Source organism: Salmonella sp. 2020_1395, from assembly GCF_043848115.1.
Classification (GTDB): domain Bacteria; phylum Pseudomonadota; class Gammaproteobacteria; order Enterobacterales; family Enterobacteriaceae; genus Salmonella; species Salmonella enterica.
The window spans coordinates 251882-272817 of sequence record NZ_JBCMFH010000006.1 but is presented as its reverse complement, the minus strand read 5'-3'; the positions used below and the strand labels follow the sequence as shown (position 1 = coordinate 272817).

18 protein-coding genes are annotated in these 20936 nt (G+C 54.4%); 9 read left to right on the top strand and 9 right to left on the bottom strand.

What is annotated here, in order from left to right; translation table 11 throughout:
• Positions 1–56: 56 nt before the first annotated feature.
• Complete coding sequence (locus ACH0WD_RS12280; RefSeq protein ID WP_001245277.1) at positions 57–614, top strand: DcrB family lipoprotein; 558 nt, start codon at positions 57–59, stop codon at positions 612–614.
• Positions 615–617: 3 nt separating this feature from the next.
• Here ACH0WD_RS12280 and ACH0WD_RS12275 read toward each other — a convergent pair whose 3' ends face one another.
• Complete coding sequence (locus tag ACH0WD_RS12275; protein ID WP_001576500.1) at positions 618–1877, bottom strand: MFS transporter; 1260 nt, start codon at positions 1875–1877, stop codon at positions 618–620.
• Between the two features lie 89 nt (positions 1878–1966).
• On the opposite strand from ACH0WD_RS12275, the gene ACH0WD_RS12270 reads away from it, so the two are divergent.
• The 3 genes from ACH0WD_RS12270 to nikR all read left to right on the top strand — a co-directional run bounded on the left by ACH0WD_RS12270 (position 1967) and on the right by nikR (position 4139).
• On the top strand, positions 1967–3016 hold the full coding sequence (locus ACH0WD_RS12270; RefSeq protein WP_000179588.1) for an AI-2E family transporter: 1050 nt from the start codon (positions 1967–1969) through the stop codon (positions 3014–3016).
• A 51-nt stretch (positions 3017–3067) separates the two neighbouring features.
• Entirely contained in the window at positions 3068–3646 is a 579-nt protein-coding gene (acpT, locus tag ACH0WD_RS12265; RefSeq protein ID WP_000284368.1) for a 4'-phosphopantetheinyl transferase AcpT, read from the top strand.
• A gap of 91 nt (positions 3647–3737) precedes the next feature.
• Positions 3738–4139, top strand: a complete 402-nt coding sequence (nikR, locus tag ACH0WD_RS12260; RefSeq protein WP_001190057.1) for a nickel-responsive transcriptional regulator NikR — start codon at positions 3738–3740, stop codon at positions 4137–4139.
• Between the two features lie 89 nt (positions 4140–4228).
• Here the strand turns inward: nikR and ACH0WD_RS12255 are convergent, their stop codons facing one another.
• The 4 genes from ACH0WD_RS12255 to ACH0WD_RS12240 form a co-directional block, all read right to left on the bottom strand.
• Positions 4229–5353, bottom strand: coding sequence for an ABC transporter permease (locus tag ACH0WD_RS12255; protein ID WP_001214759.1), 1125 nt, complete (start codon positions 5351–5353; stop codon positions 4229–4231).
• Positions 5353–8094 (bottom strand): ribosome-associated ATPase/putative transporter RbbA, encoded by a 2742-nt coding sequence (gene rbbA / locus ACH0WD_RS12250; RefSeq protein WP_000202928.1) that lies wholly within the window; start codon positions 8092–8094, stop codon positions 5353–5355. The genes ACH0WD_RS12255 and rbbA overlap by 1 nt, the downstream gene beginning before the upstream one ends.
• A complete protein-coding gene (locus ACH0WD_RS12245) occupies positions 8091–9158 on the bottom strand; it encodes an HlyD family secretion protein (RefSeq protein WP_000359832.1) in 1068 nt (355 codons plus the stop codon). The genes rbbA and ACH0WD_RS12245 overlap by 4 nt, the downstream gene beginning before the upstream one ends.
• A 305-nt stretch (positions 9159–9463) precedes the next feature.
• Complete coding sequence (locus tag ACH0WD_RS12240; RefSeq protein ID WP_000439230.1) at positions 9464–10660, bottom strand: NAD(P)/FAD-dependent oxidoreductase; 1197 nt, start codon at positions 10658–10660, stop codon at positions 9464–9466.
• 230 nt (positions 10661–10890) lie between these two features.
• Between ACH0WD_RS12240 and pitA the strand changes: the two genes are divergently transcribed.
• Entirely contained in the window at positions 10891–12387 is a 1497-nt protein-coding gene (gene pitA, locus ACH0WD_RS12235; RefSeq protein WP_000902764.1) for an inorganic phosphate transporter PitA, read from the top strand.
• Positions 12388–12526: 139 nt separating this feature from the next.
• On the opposite strand, the gene uspB is transcribed toward pitA, so the two are convergent.
• Positions 12527–12862: a universal stress protein UspB gene (gene uspB / locus ACH0WD_RS12230; protein ID WP_000626193.1), complete on the bottom strand. Its 336-nt coding sequence runs from the start codon at positions 12860–12862 to the stop codon at positions 12527–12529.
• A gap of 387 nt (positions 12863–13249) precedes the next feature.
• Between uspB and uspA the strand changes: the two genes are divergently transcribed.
• On the top strand, positions 13250–13684 hold the full coding sequence (gene uspA / locus ACH0WD_RS12225) for a universal stress protein UspA (protein ID WP_000323565.1): 435 nt from the start codon (positions 13250–13252) through the stop codon (positions 13682–13684).
• Between the two features lie 324 nt (positions 13685–14008).
• Positions 14009–15481, top strand: a complete 1473-nt coding sequence (dtpB, locus tag ACH0WD_RS12220; RefSeq protein ID WP_001098275.1) for a dipeptide/tripeptide permease DtpB — start codon at positions 14009–14011, stop codon at positions 15479–15481.
• A gap of 91 nt (positions 15482–15572) precedes the next feature.
• On the opposite strand, the gene rsmJ is transcribed toward dtpB, so the two are convergent.
• From rsmJ to ACH0WD_RS12205, 3 genes are all read right to left on the bottom strand, one after another.
• Positions 15573–16331 (bottom strand): 16S rRNA (guanine(1516)-N(2))-methyltransferase RsmJ, encoded by a 759-nt coding sequence (gene rsmJ, locus ACH0WD_RS12215; protein WP_001165127.1) that lies wholly within the window; start codon positions 16329–16331, stop codon positions 15573–15575.
• A 6-nt stretch (positions 16332–16337) separates the two neighbouring features.
• On the bottom strand, positions 16338–18380 hold the full coding sequence (prlC, locus tag ACH0WD_RS12210) for an oligopeptidase A (protein ID WP_000184184.1): 2043 nt from the start codon (positions 18378–18380) through the stop codon (positions 16338–16340).
• A gap of 162 nt (positions 18381–18542) precedes the next feature.
• Positions 18543–19196, bottom strand: a complete 654-nt coding sequence (locus tag ACH0WD_RS12205) for a hypothetical protein (protein ID WP_000469195.1) — start codon at positions 19194–19196, stop codon at positions 18543–18545.
• Positions 19197–19473: 277 nt separating this feature from the next.
• Here ACH0WD_RS12205 and ACH0WD_RS12200 point away from each other — a divergent pair, with 277 nt between their 5' ends.
• A complete protein-coding gene (locus tag ACH0WD_RS12200) occupies positions 19474–19917 on the top strand; it encodes a hypothetical protein (RefSeq protein ID WP_023168021.1) in 444 nt (147 codons plus the stop codon).
• A gap of 120 nt (positions 19918–20037) precedes the next feature.
• On the top strand, positions 20038–20880 hold the full coding sequence (locus tag ACH0WD_RS12195) for a 23S rRNA (adenine(2030)-N(6))-methyltransferase RlmJ (protein ID WP_000954233.1): 843 nt from the start codon (positions 20038–20040) through the stop codon (positions 20878–20880).
• Positions 20881–20936 lie beyond the last annotated feature (56 nt).

The following is a 20936-nucleotide window of genomic DNA, read 5'->3' as shown; positions in this document are numbered from 1 at the left end:
TTGTGATAAGATGAGCGAATGAGCCGTTATGGCCGTTTATCGAAAGGAAGAAGTCAATGCGCAATTTGGTTAAATATGCCGGTATTGGCCTGCTGGTTATGGGGCTTGCGGCCTGTGATAACAACGATACAAAAGCGTCGGCAGAAAGCGCCGCCGCAGAAAGCCAGGCCTCCGGTCAGCCCATCAGCCTGATGGATGGCAAACTCAGTTTCTCACTGCCGGCGGATATGACCGATCAAAGCGGTAAGCTGGGCACCCAGGCGAATAATATGCACGTTTATTCTGACCCGACGGGCCAGAAAGCGGTGATTGTTATCGTCGGCGATAATACCGATGAAGCGTTGCCGGTGCTGGCGAACCGCCTGCTTGAGCAACAGCGTAGCCGCGACCCGCAGCTTCAGGTCGTCACCAATAAGTCTATTGAGCTCAAAGGCCATACGTTGCAACAACTGGACAGCATTATCTCCGCGAAAGGCCAGACAGCGTACTCTTCCATCGTGCTGGGCAAAGTGGATAACCAATTGCTGACGATTCAGGTCACGCTGCCTGCGGACAATCAGCAAAAAGCGCAAACCACGGCTGAAAACATCATCAATACGTTAGTTATTAAGTAACCTTTACGATGATGATGCGGCCTCCGGCAGTGCAGACGGAGGCCGTTTTTTTAAGCGCCAGGTCAGCAATAGCGCCATCGCTACCAGCCCGGCTGCCGCCAGATAAATCACCGGCACGCCCGCCCAGGTCATCACCAGCCCCGCCAGCGGCCCGGTAACCCCCAAAGACATATCCATAAAGACGGTATAGGTCGCCAGCGCCGCGCCCTGGTTCTGCGGCGGCACGGCTTTGACGGCCACCACGCCCAGCGCCGGAAAGACCAGCGAAAACCCCATCCCCGTGAGTAAAACGCCGATTTTTGCCATCCACGGCATGGCTGCCGTCCCCACCAGTAACAGACCAATAATCTCCACGCCAAAGCAGATCATGGCGACATTCAACCCGCCTAAACGATTGATGCCGTTAGGGAACAGCAAACGCGTGCCGACAAACGCGACGCTAAATAACGTGAGCGCAAAGGCGGCGCCATCCCAACCTTTAGCATCATAAAATAAGGTAATAAACGTCGCGATGACGCCAAACCCTGCCGAGGCCAGCGCCAACGCCATACCATACAGCCAGACACGCCCCAGCACCGCGCGAAACGGCAGCGGCTTGCCTTTGTTCGCCTTCACCGACGGACGTGGAAGGGCTAACAGTACCGCCAACAGCGCCACGCCCATCACCGTTAGCGCCAGTCCCTGTAACCCGCCCCAGGCATAACACAGCACGCCCAACGGCGCGCCCATCGCCATTGCGCCGTAGGTGACGATACCGTTCCAGGAGATGACCCGACCAATATGCAACGACCCGACGACGCCGACGCCCCACAGTGTCGAACCGGTGCCGGCAAAACTTTGCCCAATCCCTAAAATCACGCGACCCAGCCCCAGTAGCAACAAACTGATCATCGGCCAGGCGCTGGCGATATCCGCCAGCAGGTAGCCGAGTCCGCTTAAAAAACAGCCGCATAAGCCAAAGACAACGATTTTTTTCGGCCCTAATACATCCGCATACCGCCCGGCATGGGGACGGCTTAACAGAGTGGCGAAGTATTGCAGGCTGATAATAAGCCCCGCCCAGAACGCGCTGAATCCCATCGCATCATGCACATAGCCGGGCAAGACGGCGAGCGGCAGGCCGATGGTCAGGTAGCTGGCAAAGTTAAACATCACAATGGAGACAATACGCAGATTGAGGCGCAATCCGTTTAGCGCCGGTTCAGCGACGGGTTCGGGCATGAGTATCACCGCATTTTTACAACATGTTTTCTTTTCTATCATGGCGCGCGGTGAAAATCAGTAGTGAGATTCAGATTATCGGTATCAGGGCAGCCGCTACACTTAGAAAAAAACACAACAAGGAAAACTTCATGGCAACCGCTCAACCCGACAAAACGGGTATGCATATTCTGCTGAAACTGGCCTCCCTGGTTATTATTCTCGCCGGGATTCATGCCGCGGCGGATATTATTGTACAACTCTTGCTGGCGCTCTTTTTTGCCATCGTTCTTAATCCATTAGTGACCTGGTTTATTCGTCGGGGCGTGAAGCGACCGCTGGCGATTACTATTGTGGTGGTCGTCATGCTGATCGTGCTTACCGCGCTGGTGGGTGTGCTTGCCGCATCGCTTAATGAATTTATCGCTATGCTGCCTAAATACAGCAAGGAGCTGACGCGTAAGGTCTTACACCTTCAGGAGTTAATGCCCTTCCTGAATTTACATATGTCGCCGGAACGTATGCTCCGCGGGATGGATTCCGATAAAATCATGCTCTTCACCACAACATTAATGACCGGCGTATCGGGCGCGATGGCAAGCATTGTGCTGCTGGTGATGACCGTGGTTTTTATGCTGTTTGAGGTGCGTCACGTGCCTTATAAATTACGTTTCGCGCTAAACAATCCACAAATCCATATTGCCGGCCTGCACCGCGCCCTGAAAGGCGTCTCGCATTATCTGGCGCTGAAAACGCTGCTCAGTTTATGGACGGGCGCGATTATCTGGCTGGGACTGGCGTTAATGGATATTCAGTTTGCGCTAATGTGGGGCGTACTGGCCTTTTTGCTCAATTACGTTCCTAATATCGGCTCGGTGATTTCCGCCGTTCCCCCCATGATTCAGGCGCTGTTATTTAACGGTTTTTACGAGTGCGTACTGGTCGGCGCGCTCTTTTTGGTGGTCCATATGGTGATTGGCAACATTATGGAGCCACGCATGATGGGCCATCGTCTGGGAATGTCCACGCTGGTGGTATTTCTTTCGTTATTGGTCTGGGGATGGCTATTAGGCCCGGTCGGGATGCTCTTGTCCGTTCCTTTGACCAGCGTCTGCAAAATCTGGATGGAAACCACTAAAGGCGGCAGCAAACTGGCGATCTTACTGGGGCCAGGCCGACCGAAAAGCCGTTTACCGGGATGAGGCGACAGATGCTACAATCTCCTCTTCTTCATAGGCAACGTTGGTCCTGATATGTACCAGATCGTTCTGGGAAAAGTGTCAACATTAAGCGCAGGTCAATTGCCCGACGCGTTAATCGCTCAGGCGCCGCAGGGCGTTCGCCGGGCAAGCTGGCTGGCCGGGCGCGTGCTGCTTTCCCGTGCGCTCTCGCCGCTACCGAAGATGGTGTATGGCGAACAGGGTAAACCGGCTTTTTCCGCCGGAACGCCGCTGTGGTTTAACCTCAGCCATAGCGGCGACACTATTGCTCTGTTGCTTAGCGACGAAGGTGAAGTCGGCTGCGATATTGAAGTGATCCGCCCGCGCGATAACTGGCGTTCGCTGGCAAATGCGGTATTCAGCCTCGGCGAACATGCTGAAATGGAAGCGGAACGTCCGGAGCGACAACTGGCGGCCTTCTGGCGTATCTGGACGCGTAAAGAAGCCATCGTAAAACAACGCGGCGGCAGCGCCTGGCAAATCGTCAGCGTGGACAGCACGTTGCCCTCTGCCTTGTCGGTCAGCCAGTGTCAGCTCGATACGCTCAGTCTGGCAGTCTGTACCCCCACACCGTTTACGCTGACGCCACAGACGATAACAAAAGCGTTATGACACATTAATTTTTCCCTCTGGCGGCGGACGTGTGTTACAAAATGCGGAGCTTCCCATGCGCCGACGCGCCATACCAAAAGGTTTAAGTCAGATGCAACGTGTCACCATCACCCTCGATGACGATTTACTGGAAACGCTGGACAGCCTGAGCCAGCGACGCGGCTATAACAATCGCTCCGAAGCGATCCGTGATATTTTGCGCGGCGCTCTGGCGCAGGAGGCCACCCAGGAACACGGTACACAGGGTTTCGCGGTACTTTCATATGTTTATGAACATGAGAAACGGGATTTAGCCAGCCGCATCGTCTCCACCCAGCATCATCATCATGATTTATCCGTCGCCACGCTGCACGTCCATATCAACCACGATGACTGTCTGGAGATCGCCGTTCTGAAGGGCGATATGGGCGACGTACAGCATTTTGCCGATGATGTTATCGCCCAGCGCGGCGTGCGCCACGGCCACTTGCAGTGTTTGCCGAAAGAAGACTAACGCCGGGGGCGCTTCGCTTGCCCGGCCTACGCTCGCACGTCTGTCGTTTGTAGGCCGGATGAGGCGCAGCCGCCATCCGGCAATAATGTTCACGCCATTGTGCCAATCGTTTTTCTGAAGCGTAACAGCGCTATCAGGAAGAACACGCCGCCTATCGCCAACAGGGTCAGGAACTGCGGCCAGACGATACTCAAACCTGCGCCGCGATAAAGAATAGCCTGGGCAAGGCTGACAAAATGCGTCGTCGGCATGGTCAGCATAATATCCTGCACCGCCTGCGGCATACTTTCGCGCGGCGTGGAACCGCCGGAAAGCATTTGTAGCGGTAACAGTACCAGAATCATTAATAACCCCAGTTGCGGCATCGAACGGGCGATGGTGCCCATAAAAATCCCAATTGAAGTGGTGGCGAACAGGCTCAGCGCCACGCCCAACATAAACAATGGGATCGATCCTTCAATCGGTACGCCAAGTACGCCTTTCACCATCAGCATCAAAGACAAACCGGAAACCACCAGCACGACCAGCCCCATCGACCACACTTTTGCCATCATGATCTCAAAGGGCGTGACCGGCATCACCAACAGATGCTCTACCGTGCCGTGTTCTCGCTCGCGGATCAGCGCCGATCCGGTCAGCACTATCGCCAGCATGGTAATGTTGTTGATAATCGCCATCACGCCGCCAAACCACGCCGGGTCCAGATTCGGGTTAAAGCGCATCCGAATCTCCAGCGACACCGGCTGAACGTTATCTCCCCGCGCGCGCGCCACAAAGCTGTTGACCTCGCCGCTAATAATATTCTGGATATAACTGTTGCCGGTAAACGCCTGACTCATGCGCGTCGCATCGACGTTAACCTGAATATCAGGCTGACGTCCGGCCAGCACATCACGCTGGAAATTCGGCGGAATATTGACCGCAAAGGTATAGCGTCCGGCATCCAGTCCGACATCCATTTCCGTTGCCGTAATCATCTCCGGCGGCAGAAACCACGGGCGGTAAAAACTATTCACAATACGGTTCGACAACTGCGACTGATCCATATCGGCGATGGCGATAGGGGCAAGATGCAACGAACCGGGCAGGACGGTAGCGGAGGAGTAAACCGAAATCGTAAAGGCGAAGACGATCAGCGCCAGCATCGCTTTGTCGCCCAGCAGACTGCGCAGTTCTTTGACGCCGAGATTATAAATATTACGTAATCCGCGCATTACCCCTCCTGTTTTTTCAGCAGCAGAATGCTCAGACCCATCACCACCGGGACGGCAATCAGTAACGGCATAAATAACGGCCAGAGATCGGACAGATCCAACGCTTTGGAAAACGTCCCGCGCGCGATCGTCAGAAAATGGCTGGTCGGGTAGATCTCGCCGATCCATCTTCCCGGTCCTTCCAGCGAAGCCACCGGATCGATCATGCCGGAAAATTGTGTTGCCGGAATGAGGGTAATAATCGACGTCCCAAAAATAGCGGCGATTTGGCTCTTCATAAACGTGGAGATCAGCAGCCCCAGACCGGTGGCGATGATGACGTAAAGTAGCGCCGCGAGGGTAAGCGTGAGAAAGCTGCCTTTCAGCGGCACGCCGAACACAAAGACCGACAGCGCGCACAGTAGCAAGAAGTTCAGCATACCCAGCGCGATATACGGCAGTTGTTTACCCAGCAAAAATTCGCTGCGCGTCGTCGGCGTTACATACAGATTAATCATCGACCCCAGCTCTTTCTCCCGCACCACGCTCAGGGCACTAAGCATTGACGGGATCATCATGAGCAGCAGCGGAATGACCGCCGGAACGATAGCGGGCAGACTTTTCACATCCGGGTTATAACGATAGCGCGTTTCAATGTTGAGCAGCCCGGTCTGTTTAACCGGGTTCGGCTGACGACTTGCCGCCTCCTGCAGCCAGCTTTGGTGCATCGCCTGAACGTACCCCTTCACCGTCTCGGCGCGGCTGGGCATGGCGCCATCCACCCAGACGCCAATCTGCGCTGGCTTACCGCGAGCAATATCGCGACCAAAATTAGGCGGGATCTCAATGGCAACCGCCAACTCTCCCGAACGCATCCGCCGGTCAAGCTCGTCATAGCTGGCGAGCGGCGGCTGTTCGATAAAATAGCGCGATCCCGCCAGATTGAGCGACCATGCCTGACTACTGACGGTTTGATCGCGGTCGAGTACGGCAAAACGCAGGTTCTCCACGTCCATACTGATGCCATAGCCCATAATCAGCATCAGAATTACCGTTCCCAGCAGCGCCAGCGTGGAACGTACCGGATCGCGGCGTAGCTCCAGCGCTTCGCGGCGACTGTAGCTGAACAAACGCCGGAAGCTCAATCCCTGCCGCGACGGTTTACCTGACGCGGCGGGCGTCTGGGATGGCGGTATTGGGGTTTCAGGCGCCGCTCCCGCAGCTTCCTGTAGCCAGGAAATAAACGCCGCTTCCAGATTGGCCGCGCCCCGCTGTTGCACCAATTCCTGCGGCGTACCGCTGGCGAGCACTTTACCGGCGTGCATCAATGACATTCGGTCGCAACGTTCCGCTTCGTTCATAAAATGGGTCGAGATAAAAATCGTCACCTTATCCTGACGCGAAAGATCGACCATAAGCTGCCAGAACATATCCCTGGCGACCGGATCAACGCCGGACGTTGGCTCATCAAGAATCAGCATTTCCGGGCGATGGATCACCGCTACCGCCAGCGATAAACGCTGGCGGATACCGAGCGGCAACGAAGCGGGGAGCGTATCTTCCACCTCCGTTAGCATAAAGCGTTCGATCATCTGCGCGACGCGCGCCGGGATCTCCGCTGGCGGAATATGAAACAGGCGGGCATGAAGTTCCAGATTCTGCCGCACGGTGAGTTCGTTATAGAGAGAAAAAGCCTGCGACATATACCCGACCCGGCGACGGGTATCGATGTCGTTCGGGTCTACCGGCTGGCCAAATAGCCAGGCCTGGCCTTCGCTGGCGGGAAGCAGACCGGTCAGCATTTTCATGGTGGTCGATTTGCCGCAACCGTTTGAACCGAGGAAGCCAAAAATCTCGCCGCGCGGAATGCGGAAATTAACATGGTCAACCGCGACGAACTTACCGAAGCGCATGGTCAGATCTTTCGCCTCAATGGCAATCTCTTCCTGCTCAGCGTGATACGGCGGGATCACCACTGGCTTATGCGCCTGGCGCTGCGCTTCTGGCAACAGGGCGATAAACGCCTGTTCCAGCGTCGCGCTATAGGTTTTTGCCCGCAGTTGCTGCGCACTGCCGGTTGCCAGTATCTCGCCCGCATTCATCGCCACCAGCCAGTCAAAACGCTCCGCCTCTTCCATATAGGCCGTTGCGACCAACACGCTCATATTGGTCTGCCGTTGGCGAATACTGTCGATTAAGTCCCAGAACTGAGCGCGGGAGAGCGGGTCCACGCCGGTGGTAGGCTCATCAAGAATCAGCAATTCCGGGTCATGAATCAGCGCACAGCACAACCCCAGCTTTTGTTTCATCCCACCGGACAGCTTCCCGGCAGGACGGTCACGAAACGGCGCCAGGCCGGTGCTGTTCAGCAGCTCGGTAATACGCGCTTCGCGTTCAGCTTTGTCATGACCAAAGAGACGAGCGAAAAAATCGACGTTCTCATAAACCGATAGCGTGTGATAAAGGTTTTTCCCCAACCCCTGCGGCATCCAGGCGATGCGCGGACAGACGTCGCGGCGATGTTTCGCATCGCGCATATCGCCGCCCAGGACGATAACGTTCCCTTGCTCAATCACCCGCGCGCCAGAAATCAGCGACAGCAGGCTCGACTTACCCACCCCGTCCGGACCAATCAGCCCGACCATACTACGGGCGGGAATGTCCAGCGTGATATTGTTCAGCGCGACCGTTTTTCCGTAATGCTGGCTCACCCCCTCAAGCTGCGCCACGGGAGGAACAGGCACCAGCGTCAGCGACGTCATTGCGACAGCCTCACGCTTAGAGCGTCAGGCCAGGGCACGCGCTCATCCAGACGAACCCAGGCCATTCCCGGCAAACCGGTTTTGACATATTCCAGATGCTGTCGCAGCAGCTCTGGCGGAATACGCGCTTTGACGCGGAACATCAGCTTCAGCCGTTCATCGTGGGTTTCCACGGTTTTGGGTGTGAACTGCGCCACGCTGGCGACAAAACTGATCGTCGCTGGAATACGCAGATCCGGCGCGGCGTCCAGCACCAGTCGCGCTTCGCCGCCGATCTTCAACAACCCCGCCTGTTCGGTCGGCAGGAAAAATGTCATATAAACATCGCTGAGATCGACCATGTTCAACACCCGGCCGCCAGCCGATAACACTTCGCCCGGCTCCGCAACGCGGTACTGCACGCGTCCATCGCGCGGCGCTTTTAATTCGCTGTCGTCGATGTCGGCGACAATACGCCGCTCGGTCGCCTGCGCCGCTTCCACGCGCGTTTGCGCCTGGATAATACTGGTACGCGCCGCCTCAATCGCCGCTTTTGCCGCAGATACCTGCGCTTTGGCGGTATCCAGGGCGGCGCGCGCGCTTTCCGCCGCCGCGCGATCGTCATCTAACTGTTGTACAGATACCGCGCCACGCTGCGACAGCGAACGGGAACGCACGTGACGTTTAGAGACGGAGTCCAGCTCAGCTTCCCGCTGTTTGACGACCGACTGCGCGGCGCGCATTTCACTCTGGCGTTGCTCCAGCAAGGCGCGGGCGGCGGCAACTGCGCTCTCGGCCTCTTTAATCTGCGCAATCGCCTCCAGCCGCTGCTCCTGCAATACGCGGGTATCCATTTTCGCCAGCACCTCGCCCTGACGAACGAACTGCCCTTCCGAAACGAGGATGGTATCAATACGCCCGGCAATCTTAGTGGCAATATCCACTTCGGTGGCTTCAATTCTGCCGTTGCTGGCGGCAAACCCCTCCGGTATTCCCGCAGGGCGCAGCATCCACCAGGCTATCGCGGCCACCGCCACAAGAATCCCCGCTCCCCACCACACCAGATGACGCTTCATTTTGTCCATAATCGACCCGCCGTAATCCCTGTTGTCTAACCATGCGTGTCACAAAGTCCGCCGGGCGTGCGCTCAGCGGGGGTTTCCATTCGGGATAAGAATGAAAAAAGAAAAGGGGCCAGACGACGAACAGACGCCGATGAAGCGCTCGCCGTCAAAGGGAGTGAATGATGTAGGTACCCGGAAAAGAGGGAGTAATGTTGTCATCATCAGCGTTCCTGGCCGTAAATGAAACACGCATACTCATAACTGCTATAAATCGATACTAACACCTCTGTCCGGGATGTCTATTCGCTTATTGTTTGTAATGGTACTTAGCGTTTTGCCGCCAAATCCTGCGCGCAGGCCCAGGCGCTCGACCACGCCCACTGGAAGTTATAGCCGCCCAACCAGCCGGTGACATCCATCACTTCGCCGATAAAATAGAGACCCGGCACGCGGCGCGCTTCCATAGTCCGCGATGATAGTTCGTTTGTATCCACGCCGCCCAGCGTCACTTCCGCTGTCCGATAGCCTTCGGTGCCGTTAGGCTGCACTTGCCAGGCCGTAAGCGTGTCAACCAACGCCTGCTGGTCACGAACGTTCAACTGCCTGAGCGATACATCCGGGATGTGCCCCAACTGTTGTAAACACTCCACCAACCGTTTCGGCAGATGCATCGCCAGCGTGTTCTTCAGACTCTGGTTCGGGTGCGCGTTACGCTGTTCATTGAGAACGTCTTCCAGCGAGAGGTCCGGCAATAAGTTAATGCTCACTAACTCGCCCGGTTGCCAGTAGCTGGAAATCTGTAAAACGGCGGGGCCGGACAGCCCACGATGGGTAAAAAGTAGGTTTTCCCGAAATACCGTGCCATTGCGGGCAGTAATCACGCAGGGCACAGAGACGCCAGACAGCGTCTGGAGCTGTTCTAACAGCGGCTTATGTAGGGTAAAAGGCACCAGCCCGGCGCGCGTCGGCAACACCTTGAGACCAAACTGTTCGGCGATTTTATAGCCAAACGGCGATGCGCCAAGCCCCGGCATCGACAGACCGCCGCTGGCAATCACCAGCTTTTGCGTAGTCACCGTCTCGCCGTTCAACGCCAGTACGAAACCCGACTCATCACGCTCGACGCTCAATACCTCGCTACGCAGGCGCATCGTTACGCCGCCTTTGTCGCACTCGGCAACCAGCATATCGACAATGCGTTGGGCGGAATCATCGCAAAAAAGCTGTCCCAGCGTTTTCTCATGCCAGGCTATCCCATACCTGCCGACCAGATCGATAAAATCCCACTGGGTATAGCGGGCTAACGCTGATTTACAAAAATGGGGGTTCTGGCTCAAATACGCAGCAGGCTCAACATAAAGATTAGTAAAGTTGCAGCGCCCACCGCCGGACATGAGGATTTTACGTCCTGGCTTCTTGCCATTATCAATGAGCAGCACGCGGCTACCCGCCTGTCCTGCCTGCGCGGCGCAAAACATGCCCGCTGCGCCAGCGCCTATAATAACGGCATCAAACCTTTCCACGTCGCCTTCCTCTCTCAAATTCGGGCGGGAATTGTAAAGTTTCCTCAGTGGTCGCACCAGCGCGAAAAGCGCCTGAAAATGGTATTTATCTGAAATATATAAGATAATTCTTTAGTGATATCAAACAAAGCACGAAGTACATCAAAAAAAGTCTATATTTCACTTTGCCCGCGCCGCCAAAGTCACTGATAATGCGCCGCGTTCATGTCCTCAAAATGGCGTAACGTCCTATGCTACATTTGTTTGCTGGCCTGGATTTACATACCGGGCTTTTATTATTGCTTGCTCTGGCTTTTGTGCTGTTCTACGAAGCGATTAACGGCTTCCATGACACAGCCAATGCAGTCGCAACCGTGATTTACACCCGTGCGATGCGTTCGCAGCTGGCGGTTGTCATGGCGGCGGTGTTTAACTTTTTTGGCGTTTTGCTGGGGGGTCTCAGCGTGGCGTATGCCATTGTGCATATGCTACCGACGGATCTCCTGCTCAACATGGGTTCCGCGCACGGCCTCGCTATGGTCTTTTCCATGTTGCTGGCGGCGATTATCTGGAACCTCGGTACCTGGTATTTCGGGTTGCCGGCGTCCAGTTCCCACACGCTGATTGGCGCCATTATCGGCATCGGTTTAACCAATGCGATGATGACCGGCACGTCAGTGGTGGATGCGCTTAACATCCCGAAAGTTATCAATATTTTCGGTTCACTCATTATCTCCCCTATTGTCGGTCTGGTATTCGCCGGCGGTCTGATTTTCTTGCTGCGCCGCTACTGGAGCGGTACTAAGAAACGCGCCCGTATCCACCTGACGCCAGCCGAACGTGAAAAGAAAGACGGCAAGAAAAAGCCGCCGTTCTGGACGCGTATCGCGCTAATCCTCTCAGCTATCGGCGTGGCGTTTTCGCATGGCGCGAACGATGGTCAGAAAGGCATTGGCCTGGTCATGCTGGTGCTGATTGGCGTCGCGCCTGCGGGTTTCGTGGTCAATATGAATGCCTCCAGCTACGAAATCACCCGTACGCGCGATGCTATCAACAATGTCGAAACGTACTTTGAGCAGCGTCCTGACCTGCTGAAAGCCGTCACCGGCGTTGACCAACTGATTCCCTCTCCGGAACCGGGCGCGACTGAACCGACTGAATTCCACTGCCATCCGGCTAACACCATTAACGCGCTTAACCGTGCGAAAGGGATGCTGGCAAACGTGGAAAGCTACGACAAGTTAAGCGTTGAACAGCGTAGTCAGTTGCGTCGCATTATGCTGTGCATTTCCGACACGACCGATAAAGTCGTGAAATTGCCTGGCGTAAGCAGCGATGACCAGCGCCTGTTGAAAAAGCTGAAGACCGATATGTTAAGCACCATTGAGTATGCGCCGGTGTGGATCATTATGGCAGTGGCGTTGGCGCTGGGTATTGGTACGATGATCGGCTGGCGTCGCGTGGCGACCACTATCGGCGAGAAAATTGGTAAAAAAGGCATGACGTATGCGCAGGGAATGTCGGCGCAGATGACGGCGGCAGTCTCTATCGGTCTTGCCAGCTACACCGGTATGCCAGTTTCTACCACTCACGTACTCTCCTCTTCAGTGGCGGGAACCATGGTCGTTGATGGCGGCGGGTTGCAGCGTAAAACCGTGACCAGCATTCTGATGGCCTGGGTATTTACGTTACCGGCGGCGATTATTCTTTCCGGCGTGCTGTACTGGCTTTCCCTGAAGATTATTTAAGCCAAATGGGCCGGATAGCGCTGTCGCTAATCCGGCCTGTCAGGATGAAACGACACAGGCCTGATAGGCCGCTACAAGCGGCGTCATCCGGAGGCTTATCTAATACGAGCGGGTCAGGAAACTGGCCCGCTTTTTTTATTCAGTGCCAAATCATGAGCGCAATCAAGCTCACCACCACCAAACCGCATAACGCGCTGGTCAGCAGAAACTGGCGGCGCACGCGTTCACAACGGCGAATAAATTCTTCATCATGATGATCGCGATAGCGCTGAGCGTAGATATACCATACCAGGCGCACCTGTTTGTTGGGCTGACCATGCGTGGTAAAGAAGCCGCCGCCATCGACATATTGATAGAGCAAAGGATCGCAACCACGAAGTACCACTAACAGTGCGCGTAGCGATGAGAAATAGCGCGCCATATTAACAATGCAAACGACACATAAAGCCCAGAATAGTGAGACGGTGCTTATCATATCTCCTCCCCGGCGACCCGCCCACGGAGTTCCTCTCCGGGACTACCGCTCCCCGATACCCTGCCAGACAATCAGTGAAAGAGTACTACGAAAGCCGTCCATATTAGCGCTCCGCATTCGAACGGCTCTTATACACATTGTAGGAGATCAGTTAATTTTTTTACCAGAAGGTTAATCACTATCAATGCAATTCCCTGAAAATTTTGTTTAACTAACTGGCAAGCAAGGCAGATTGACGGATTATCCTGGTCGCTATAATGTAAGGATAGTTATGGTAAACGGCTGAGCTAGCCCCGCGCATAGAGTTCGCAGGACGCGGGTGACGCGGCGGCATAAGAAACGCCAGTAGCTCAATGGTCATCGACAACTTATGGAAGGAGTAACACTATGGCTTATAAACACATTCTTATCGCAGTTGATCTCTCCCCGGAAAGTAAAGTTCTGGTTGAAAAAGCGGTCTCTATGGCGCGCCCCTACAACGCGAAAATCTCCCTCATCCACGTTGATGTGAACTATTCTGACCTGTACACCGGTCTGATTGACGTCAATCTGGGCGATATGCAGAAACGTATCTCCGAAGAAACCCACCACGCGCTGACCGAGCTGTCTACCAACGCTGGCTACCCTATCACTGAAACCCTGAGCGGTAGCGGCGATTTGGGCCAGGTGCTGGTTGACGCCATCAAGAAATACGATATGGATCTGGTCGTTTGCGGTCATCACCAGGACTTCTGGAGCAAACTGATGTCTTCTGCGCGCCAGCTGATCAACACCGTTCACGTTGACATGCTGATTGTGCCGCTGCGCGACGAAGAAGAGTAATACTTGCCGTACCGGCTGGCGGCTAAGACCACATCTGGTCTATAGTCAATCAGGTTGGCCTGAACCATCAGGCAAATTCCGGCTATCAACAACAACGCCCGCTTATGTGGGCGTTTTGTTTATCCCCCCTTCTTCGCAGTACTCAGTACATCATTCCATCACACCAAACATAATTAGTGTGATCCACTAATTAGTTTGCGTATCATTTGTATAATAACCTATTGATCAGGCTAATAACCGCAGTCTATATCAGGGTAAGTCTTTTCGGCGCGTTTTGATATACGCGCTCATACGTTTCGGGATGGCATTAAAAGGCGAAGGAATATGAATACAACTGCACCTACGGGCTTGCTGCAGCAACCTCGTCCATTCTTCATGATCTTTTTTGTAGAATTATGGGAACGATTTGGCTATTACGGCGTCCAGGGCATCCTGGCGGTCTTTTTCGTTAAACAATTGGGTTTTTCTCAGGAACAGGCCTTTATTACCTTTGGCGCTTTTGCGGCGCTGGTTTATGGCCTGATCTCCATCGGCGGCTATGTTGGCGACCATCTGTTAGGGACTAAACGCACCCTAGTCCTGGGCGCGATTGTGCTGGCGATTGGCTATTTTATGACCGGCATGTCGCTATTAAATCCCGATCTAATTTTTATCGCACTGGGTACGATTGCCGTGGGCAACGGGTTATTTAAAGCCAATCCCGCCAGCCTGCTCTCTAAATGCTATCAGCCTAAAGATCCCCGGCTGGATGGCGCTTTCACCCTGTTTTATATGTCGATTAACATCGGTTCTTTGTTATCGCTATCGCTGGCGCCGGTGATTGCCGATAAATTTGGCTATGCGGTGACCTATAATCTGTGCGGCGCTGGTTTAATTGTTGCGCTTCTGGTGTACTTCGCCTGCCGTGGCATGGTGAAAAATATCGGTTCTGAACCGGATCATAAACCGCTACGTTTTCGCAATTTGCTGCTGGTACTACTCGGCACCGTCGTCATGATTTTCCTCTGCGCCTGGCTGATGCACAACGTTAAGATTGCCAATCTGGTGCTCATCGTCCTTTCTATCGTCGTCACTATCTTCTTCTTTCGCGAAGCGTTTCGTCTGGATAAAACCGGCCGCAATAAAATGTTCGTGGCGTTTATTCTGATGATTGAAGCCGTGCTGTTTTACATTCTGTATGCGCAGATGCCTACCTCGCTGAACTTCTTTGCGATTAATAACGTGCATCATGAAATTCTTGGATTCGCCATTAACCCGGTGAGTTTTCAGGCGCTGAACCCATTCTGGGTGGTCGTGGCCAGTCCGGTACTGGCAGCGATTTACACCCGACTGGGTAGCAAAGGCAAAGATCTGACTATGCCAATGAAGTTTACACTCGGCATGTTCCTCTGCGCGCTGGGTTTTCTGACCGCCGCCGCCGCCGGGATGTGGTTTGCCGATGCGCAAGGATTGACGTCGCCGTGGTTTATCGTGCTGGTGTATCTGTTCCAGAGTCTGGGCGAGCTGCTGATTAGCGCGCTGGGGCTGGCGATGGTCGCCGCTCTGGTGCCGCAGCATCTGATGGGCTTTATTCTGGGAATGTGGTTCCTGACCCAGGCCGCCGCCTTCCTGCTCGGCGGTTATGTGGCGACCTTCACTGCCGTACCGGAAAACATCACCGATCCGTTACAGACGCTGCCCATTTATACCGGCGTCTTTAGCAAAATTGGTCTGGTAACGCTGGCGGTCACCGTGGTGATGGCCATTATGGTGCCGTGGTTAAACCGAATGATTAATACGCCAGGCACCGAACAGTAATACTCAGTGCCGGATGCGGCTTACGCCTTATCCGGCCTACAAATAATTGAGAATCGTAGGCCCGATAAGCGTAGCGCCATCGGGCAATCCGTTACTCCGTCAGAGGGGTTCCGGCATAAATATCAAACCGATGCCCTTTGGTGACGATGGCGTTGGGCGTCGCGACATCCGCCAGCGGCGGCGCATAATCGGGACGTTTAACCACCACGCGTTTGGTCGCCAACTGACGCGCCGGTTCCAGCAGTCCGTCGGCGTCGAGATCCGGCCCCACCAGCGACTGAAACACCCGCATCTCTTTCTTCACCAGCGCGCTTTTCTGCCGGTGAGGAAACATCGGATCGAGGTAGACCACCTGCGGGCGCGGCGTGATATCGGTCAACGCCGTCAGGCTGGAAGCATGAATCAACTGCAAACGCTCCTGAAGCCAGCCGCCAATATCCGCATCGGCGTAGCCGCGCGTCAGGCCGTCGTCGAGCAACGCGGCGACCACCGGATTACGCTCCAGCATCCGCACGCGGCAACCGACGGACGCCAGCACAAACGCATCGCGCCCCAGTCCGGCCGTGGCATCAACCACATCCGGCAGATAATCGCCTTTGATACCAACGGCTTTCGCCACCGCTTCGCCGCGCCCGCCGCCGAACTTACGTCGATGGGCCATCGCGCCGCCGACAAAATCGACGAAAATGCCGCCGAGCTTCGGTTCGTCGCGCTTGCGCAGCTCCAGATGTTGCGGCGTCAATACCAGCGCCATCGGGTTGTCTTCGTCATGCTCCAGTCCCCAGCGGGCAGCCAGAACAGATAAGGCGCCGTCTGTGGCGCCCGTTTCATCCATTAAGCAGATTTGCACGTAAAATCAGCCTTTAATCCCGTAATGCTCCAGCATCGCGTCCAGCTGTGGTTCACGGCCACGGAAGCGTTTAAAGAGTTCCATCGGCTCTTCAGAACCACCGCGAGTCAGGATGTTATCAAGGAACGACTGACCGGTCTCACGGTTGAAAATGCCTTCCTCCTCAAAGCGGGAATAAGCGTCCGCCGCCAGTACGTCGGCCCACAGATAGCTGTAGTAGCCTGCCGCATAGCCGCCAGCAAAGATATGGCTGAACGCATGTGGGAAACGGCCCCATGTCGGTGACGGCACCACGGCGACCTGTTTTTTGATTTCAAAGAGCGTCTCAAGAATTTTCGCTCCTTGCTGCGGATTAAATTCCGCATGCAGACGGAAATCAAACAGACCGAACTCCAGCTGACGCAGAATAAACAGCGCCGCCTGATAGTTTTTCGCCGCCAGCATTTTATCCAGCAGTTCCTTCGGCAGCGGTTCGCCGGTCTCATAGTGGCCGGAGATAAACGCCAGCGCTTCCGGCTCCCAGCACCAGTTTTCCATAAACTGGCTTGGCAGTTCGACCGCGTCCCACGGCACGCCGCTGATACCGGAGACCCCGGCGGTCTCAATGCGGGTCAGCATATGATGCAGGCCATGACCAAACTCGTGGAACAGGGTGATCACTTCGTCATGGGTAAACAGAGCGGGTTTACCGTTCACCGGACGGTTGAAATTACAGGTCAGATAAGCGACCGGCTTTTGCAATGTGCCGTCCGCCTTACGCATCTGGCCGACACAGTCGTCCATCCACGCCCCGCCGCGTTTGTGTTCGCGCGCGTACAGGTCAAGGTAGAAGCTGCCGCGCAGCTCGTTATTTTCGTCATACAGTTCAAAGAAACGCACTTCCGGGTGCCAGACATCAACGTCAGTACGCTCTTTGGCGGTGATGCCGTAAATACGTTTCACCACTTCAAACAGGCCATTCACGGCTTTGTCTTCCGGGAAGTACGGGCGTAGCTGCTCATCGCTGATGCTGTACAGGTGCTGTTTTTGCTTTTCACTGTAGTACGCGATATCCCACGGTTGCAGCTCCTCAACGCCAAATTCGGCTTTGGCGAAGGCGCGCAGCTGGGCCAGCTCTTTTTCCCCCTGCGGACGGGCGCGTTTCGCCAGATCGGTCAGGAAGTCGAGCACCTGCTGCGGATTTTCCGCCATTTTGGTGGCCAGCGATTCATGGGCATAATTTTCGAAGCCCAGCAGTTGCGCCAGTTCATGGCGCAGCGCAAGAATTTCTTCCATCACCGGGCTGTTATCCCACTTACCGGCGTTCGGCCCCTGGTCGGAGGCGCGAGTGGAATAGGCGCGATACATCTCTTCGCGCAACGCCTGGTTGTCGCAGTAGGTCATGACCGGCAGATAGCTCGGGATATCCAGAGTCAGCAGGTAACCTTCCTGCTCTTTGGCTTCCGCCTGGGCTTTAGCGGCGGCGAGCGCGCTTTCCGGCATTCCCGCCAGCTCGGCTTCGTTGGTGATGAGCTTCGTCCAGCCCATGGTGGCATCGAGCACGTTATTGCTGTACTGGTTGCCCAGCTCAGACAGGCGAGTGGCGATTTCGCCGTAACGCTGCTGTTTCTCTTTCGGCAGACCGATGCCGGACAGTTCAAAATCACGCAGCGCGTTATCAACCGCTTTCTTCTGCGCGGTATTCAGAGTGGCGTAATGATCGCCGTCGCGCAGGTCGCGGTACGCGTTGTACAGTCCTTCATGTTGCCCAACCCAGGTGCTGTATTCAGACAGCAGCGGCAGCGTCTGTTCGTAGGCTTCACGCAGCTCCGGACTATTTTTCACCGAGTTTAAGTGGCTAATTGGCGAGAAAATACGCCCCAGAACATCGTCGGCTTCCGCCAACGGCTGGCAGAGGTTTTCCCAGCTATACGGCGCGCCATGCGCCACAACGCCTTCTACCGCTGCCCGGCAATCGGCCAACGCTTTGGTGACCGCAGGCACCACATGCTCCGGTTTAATTGCAGAAAAAGGCGGCAGTGAAAAAGACGTTAGTAATGGATTGGTCATATGCGCAGTCCTGGTCTAAAAAAGAAATGAAGCGCTCTATCGCGCTTTCGCTATGGATCTAGAATGGGGGATAGTTGGGGGAATTTCAATGATGGTGGGCGCTCATTTCACCCGTGCAGCAACGCCAGCATCCGAACGTAGGCATTGCTGCTGAATCCAATTTTAACGACTGAAGATCAGTAGCTGTAGCGGCATAGTGACAATATCCAGCGCCAAAGTTACCGGCAGCAACACTCTGCCAAATTTTGCCCCGGACATACTGCGCTGATACTGATAGAACTCAACGGTGAAAGGATGATAAAACGCTAGCTGCTGAGTAACGCTCTGATCTTTATTTTTCTGATGGATAGTCCCCTTCAGGTCCATGACGGATAGCGTGCAATTTACCGCGCCGTCTGCACAAATAAACCCATAGCCTACCGCTGCCAGTTTATCTTTCTCGTCCACCCAGGCATAAGTCACATTGACTTCACCCGTAAACTCCTTCTTATCTGTATCAATCAGGAATTTAACACCATCCTTTACTCGCATTTTATCCCGGCGAATAGTCGCATCTTTTAACAGCGCCACCACATTATCGCCGCCCTGGGTCAACAGGTAGTCAAAATGTTCGCCAACAAACACCCAGCCCGTTTTCCCGTTGCTATCTTTACCTAAGGAAAGCGCGGTAACGGTATCCGATTTCCAGGTAGACTGATGACGATTGCCCTCTTTATCGGTGGCAAGTATCAGCCCAAATGAAAGACAGCCCGACAGCGAACAGCAAACCAGTAATAAAAACAGCGTGCGAACGACACATTTTCCATAATGGAACATCAATGAATCCTTTCTTTTCTATTATTAGCGCTATCGTTTTAATCAAATAAACAAGGTAAAACCAGCACTATCATCATAATAAAAACGATTTCAGAATAAGACCCGACAGGGGTAAGTCGGTGGACGCGTCGCGGCATGATTAGCGTTAAATTCAGATAGGTTTTTCATGGGCGTTTTTCTGAAAACAGGGCCGTGGCATCAATCGCTGTCATTTTTGCGCAAACTGCCCATGTATAATATTCTCAACTTTTTCGTTTCTGGAATACAAGGATTGTATATGACCACGTTATTACAGGTTATTGTACTGATATTTATTGTTTTCTTTATTTTCCCTGGGCGAAAAATTTTCCGTCGGAGTAAGCATCTGCAAGATGGCCGTAAATTAATTTCATCTTCTTCGCTGATGCTGCGAAAATTTGGCAGTTCTCGCGGCTATAACGCGGATTACTACTTTGACATGCAGTACCTCTATGAAGTCGCGGACGGTATCACCACCGCGATACCACTCATCAGCATCATTGAGGCGAAACCGGGAACAACGAGAGTCAGTGGTCGTTCAGTCTGGTCAGTCGACTGGATAACAGCGGAAGGGCAAAGAAAACAGACGCGCTTCCTTCATAACTACACCCTATTCAATCGAAATTTTGCCACCTTCCTTAAGACCGTAAAACAGGCCAATCCAGACGCCTGCATCACTTCGTTGACGTTATTTACGCTCTGACGCCACAGCCTACTTGTTTTTCCTCCTGGCCAACGGCGATAAAAGCGCAAGAGCGGTAATCTCTACGGATCTGCGGTAAACTATCGGCTAACTTGTTTACTTCCCGGAATATCTGCATCCATGCTCAGTTATCGTCACAGCTTTCACGCTGGCAACCACGCCGACGTCCTTAAACATACCGTTCAGAGCCTGATCATCGAGTCGCTAAAAGAGAAAGAAAAACCGTTTCTCTATCTGGACACGCACGCGGGCGCGGGGCGTTATCAGTTGGGCAGCGAACATGCTGAACGTACCGGAGAGTATCTGGAAGGCATCGCCCGTATCTGGCAGCAGGACGACCTGCCCGCCGAACTGGAACCGTATATTAGCGTCGTAAAACATTTCAACCGCAGCGGGCAGTTACGCTACTATCCGGGCTCCCCGTTAATCGCCCGCCAGTTGCTGCGTGAGCAGGACAGTCTGCAACTCACGGAATTGCATCCCAGCGACTTCCCACTGTTGCGCGCGGAGTTTCAAAAAGACAACCGCGCCCGCGTGGAACGCGCTGACGGCTATCAGCAACTGAAAGCCAAATTGCCGCCGGTTTCCCGCCGCGGTCTGATCCTCATTGACCCGCCTTATGAAATGAAAACCGACTACCAGGCGGTAGTCAGCGGCATCAGCGAGGGTTATAAACGTTTCGCCACCGGGACATACGCGCTATGGTATCCGGTGGTGCTCCGCCAGCAAATTAAGCGCATGATTCATGATCTGGAGGCCACCGGCATCCGTAAAATCCTGCAAATTGAGCTGGCGATCCGCCCGGACAGCGATCAGCGCGGGATGACGGCCTCCGGTATGATCGTGGTTAACCCGCCGTGGAAACTGGAGCAGCAGATGAACAACGTGCTACCGTGGCTGCACAGCAGGTTGGCGCCAAACGGTCACGGACACACTTCGGTAAGCTGGATCGTGCCGGAGTAATCACAGCCATCGGTGGAACCTTTCACCTTCAGGTATACAATCGCGAATATTTTGGC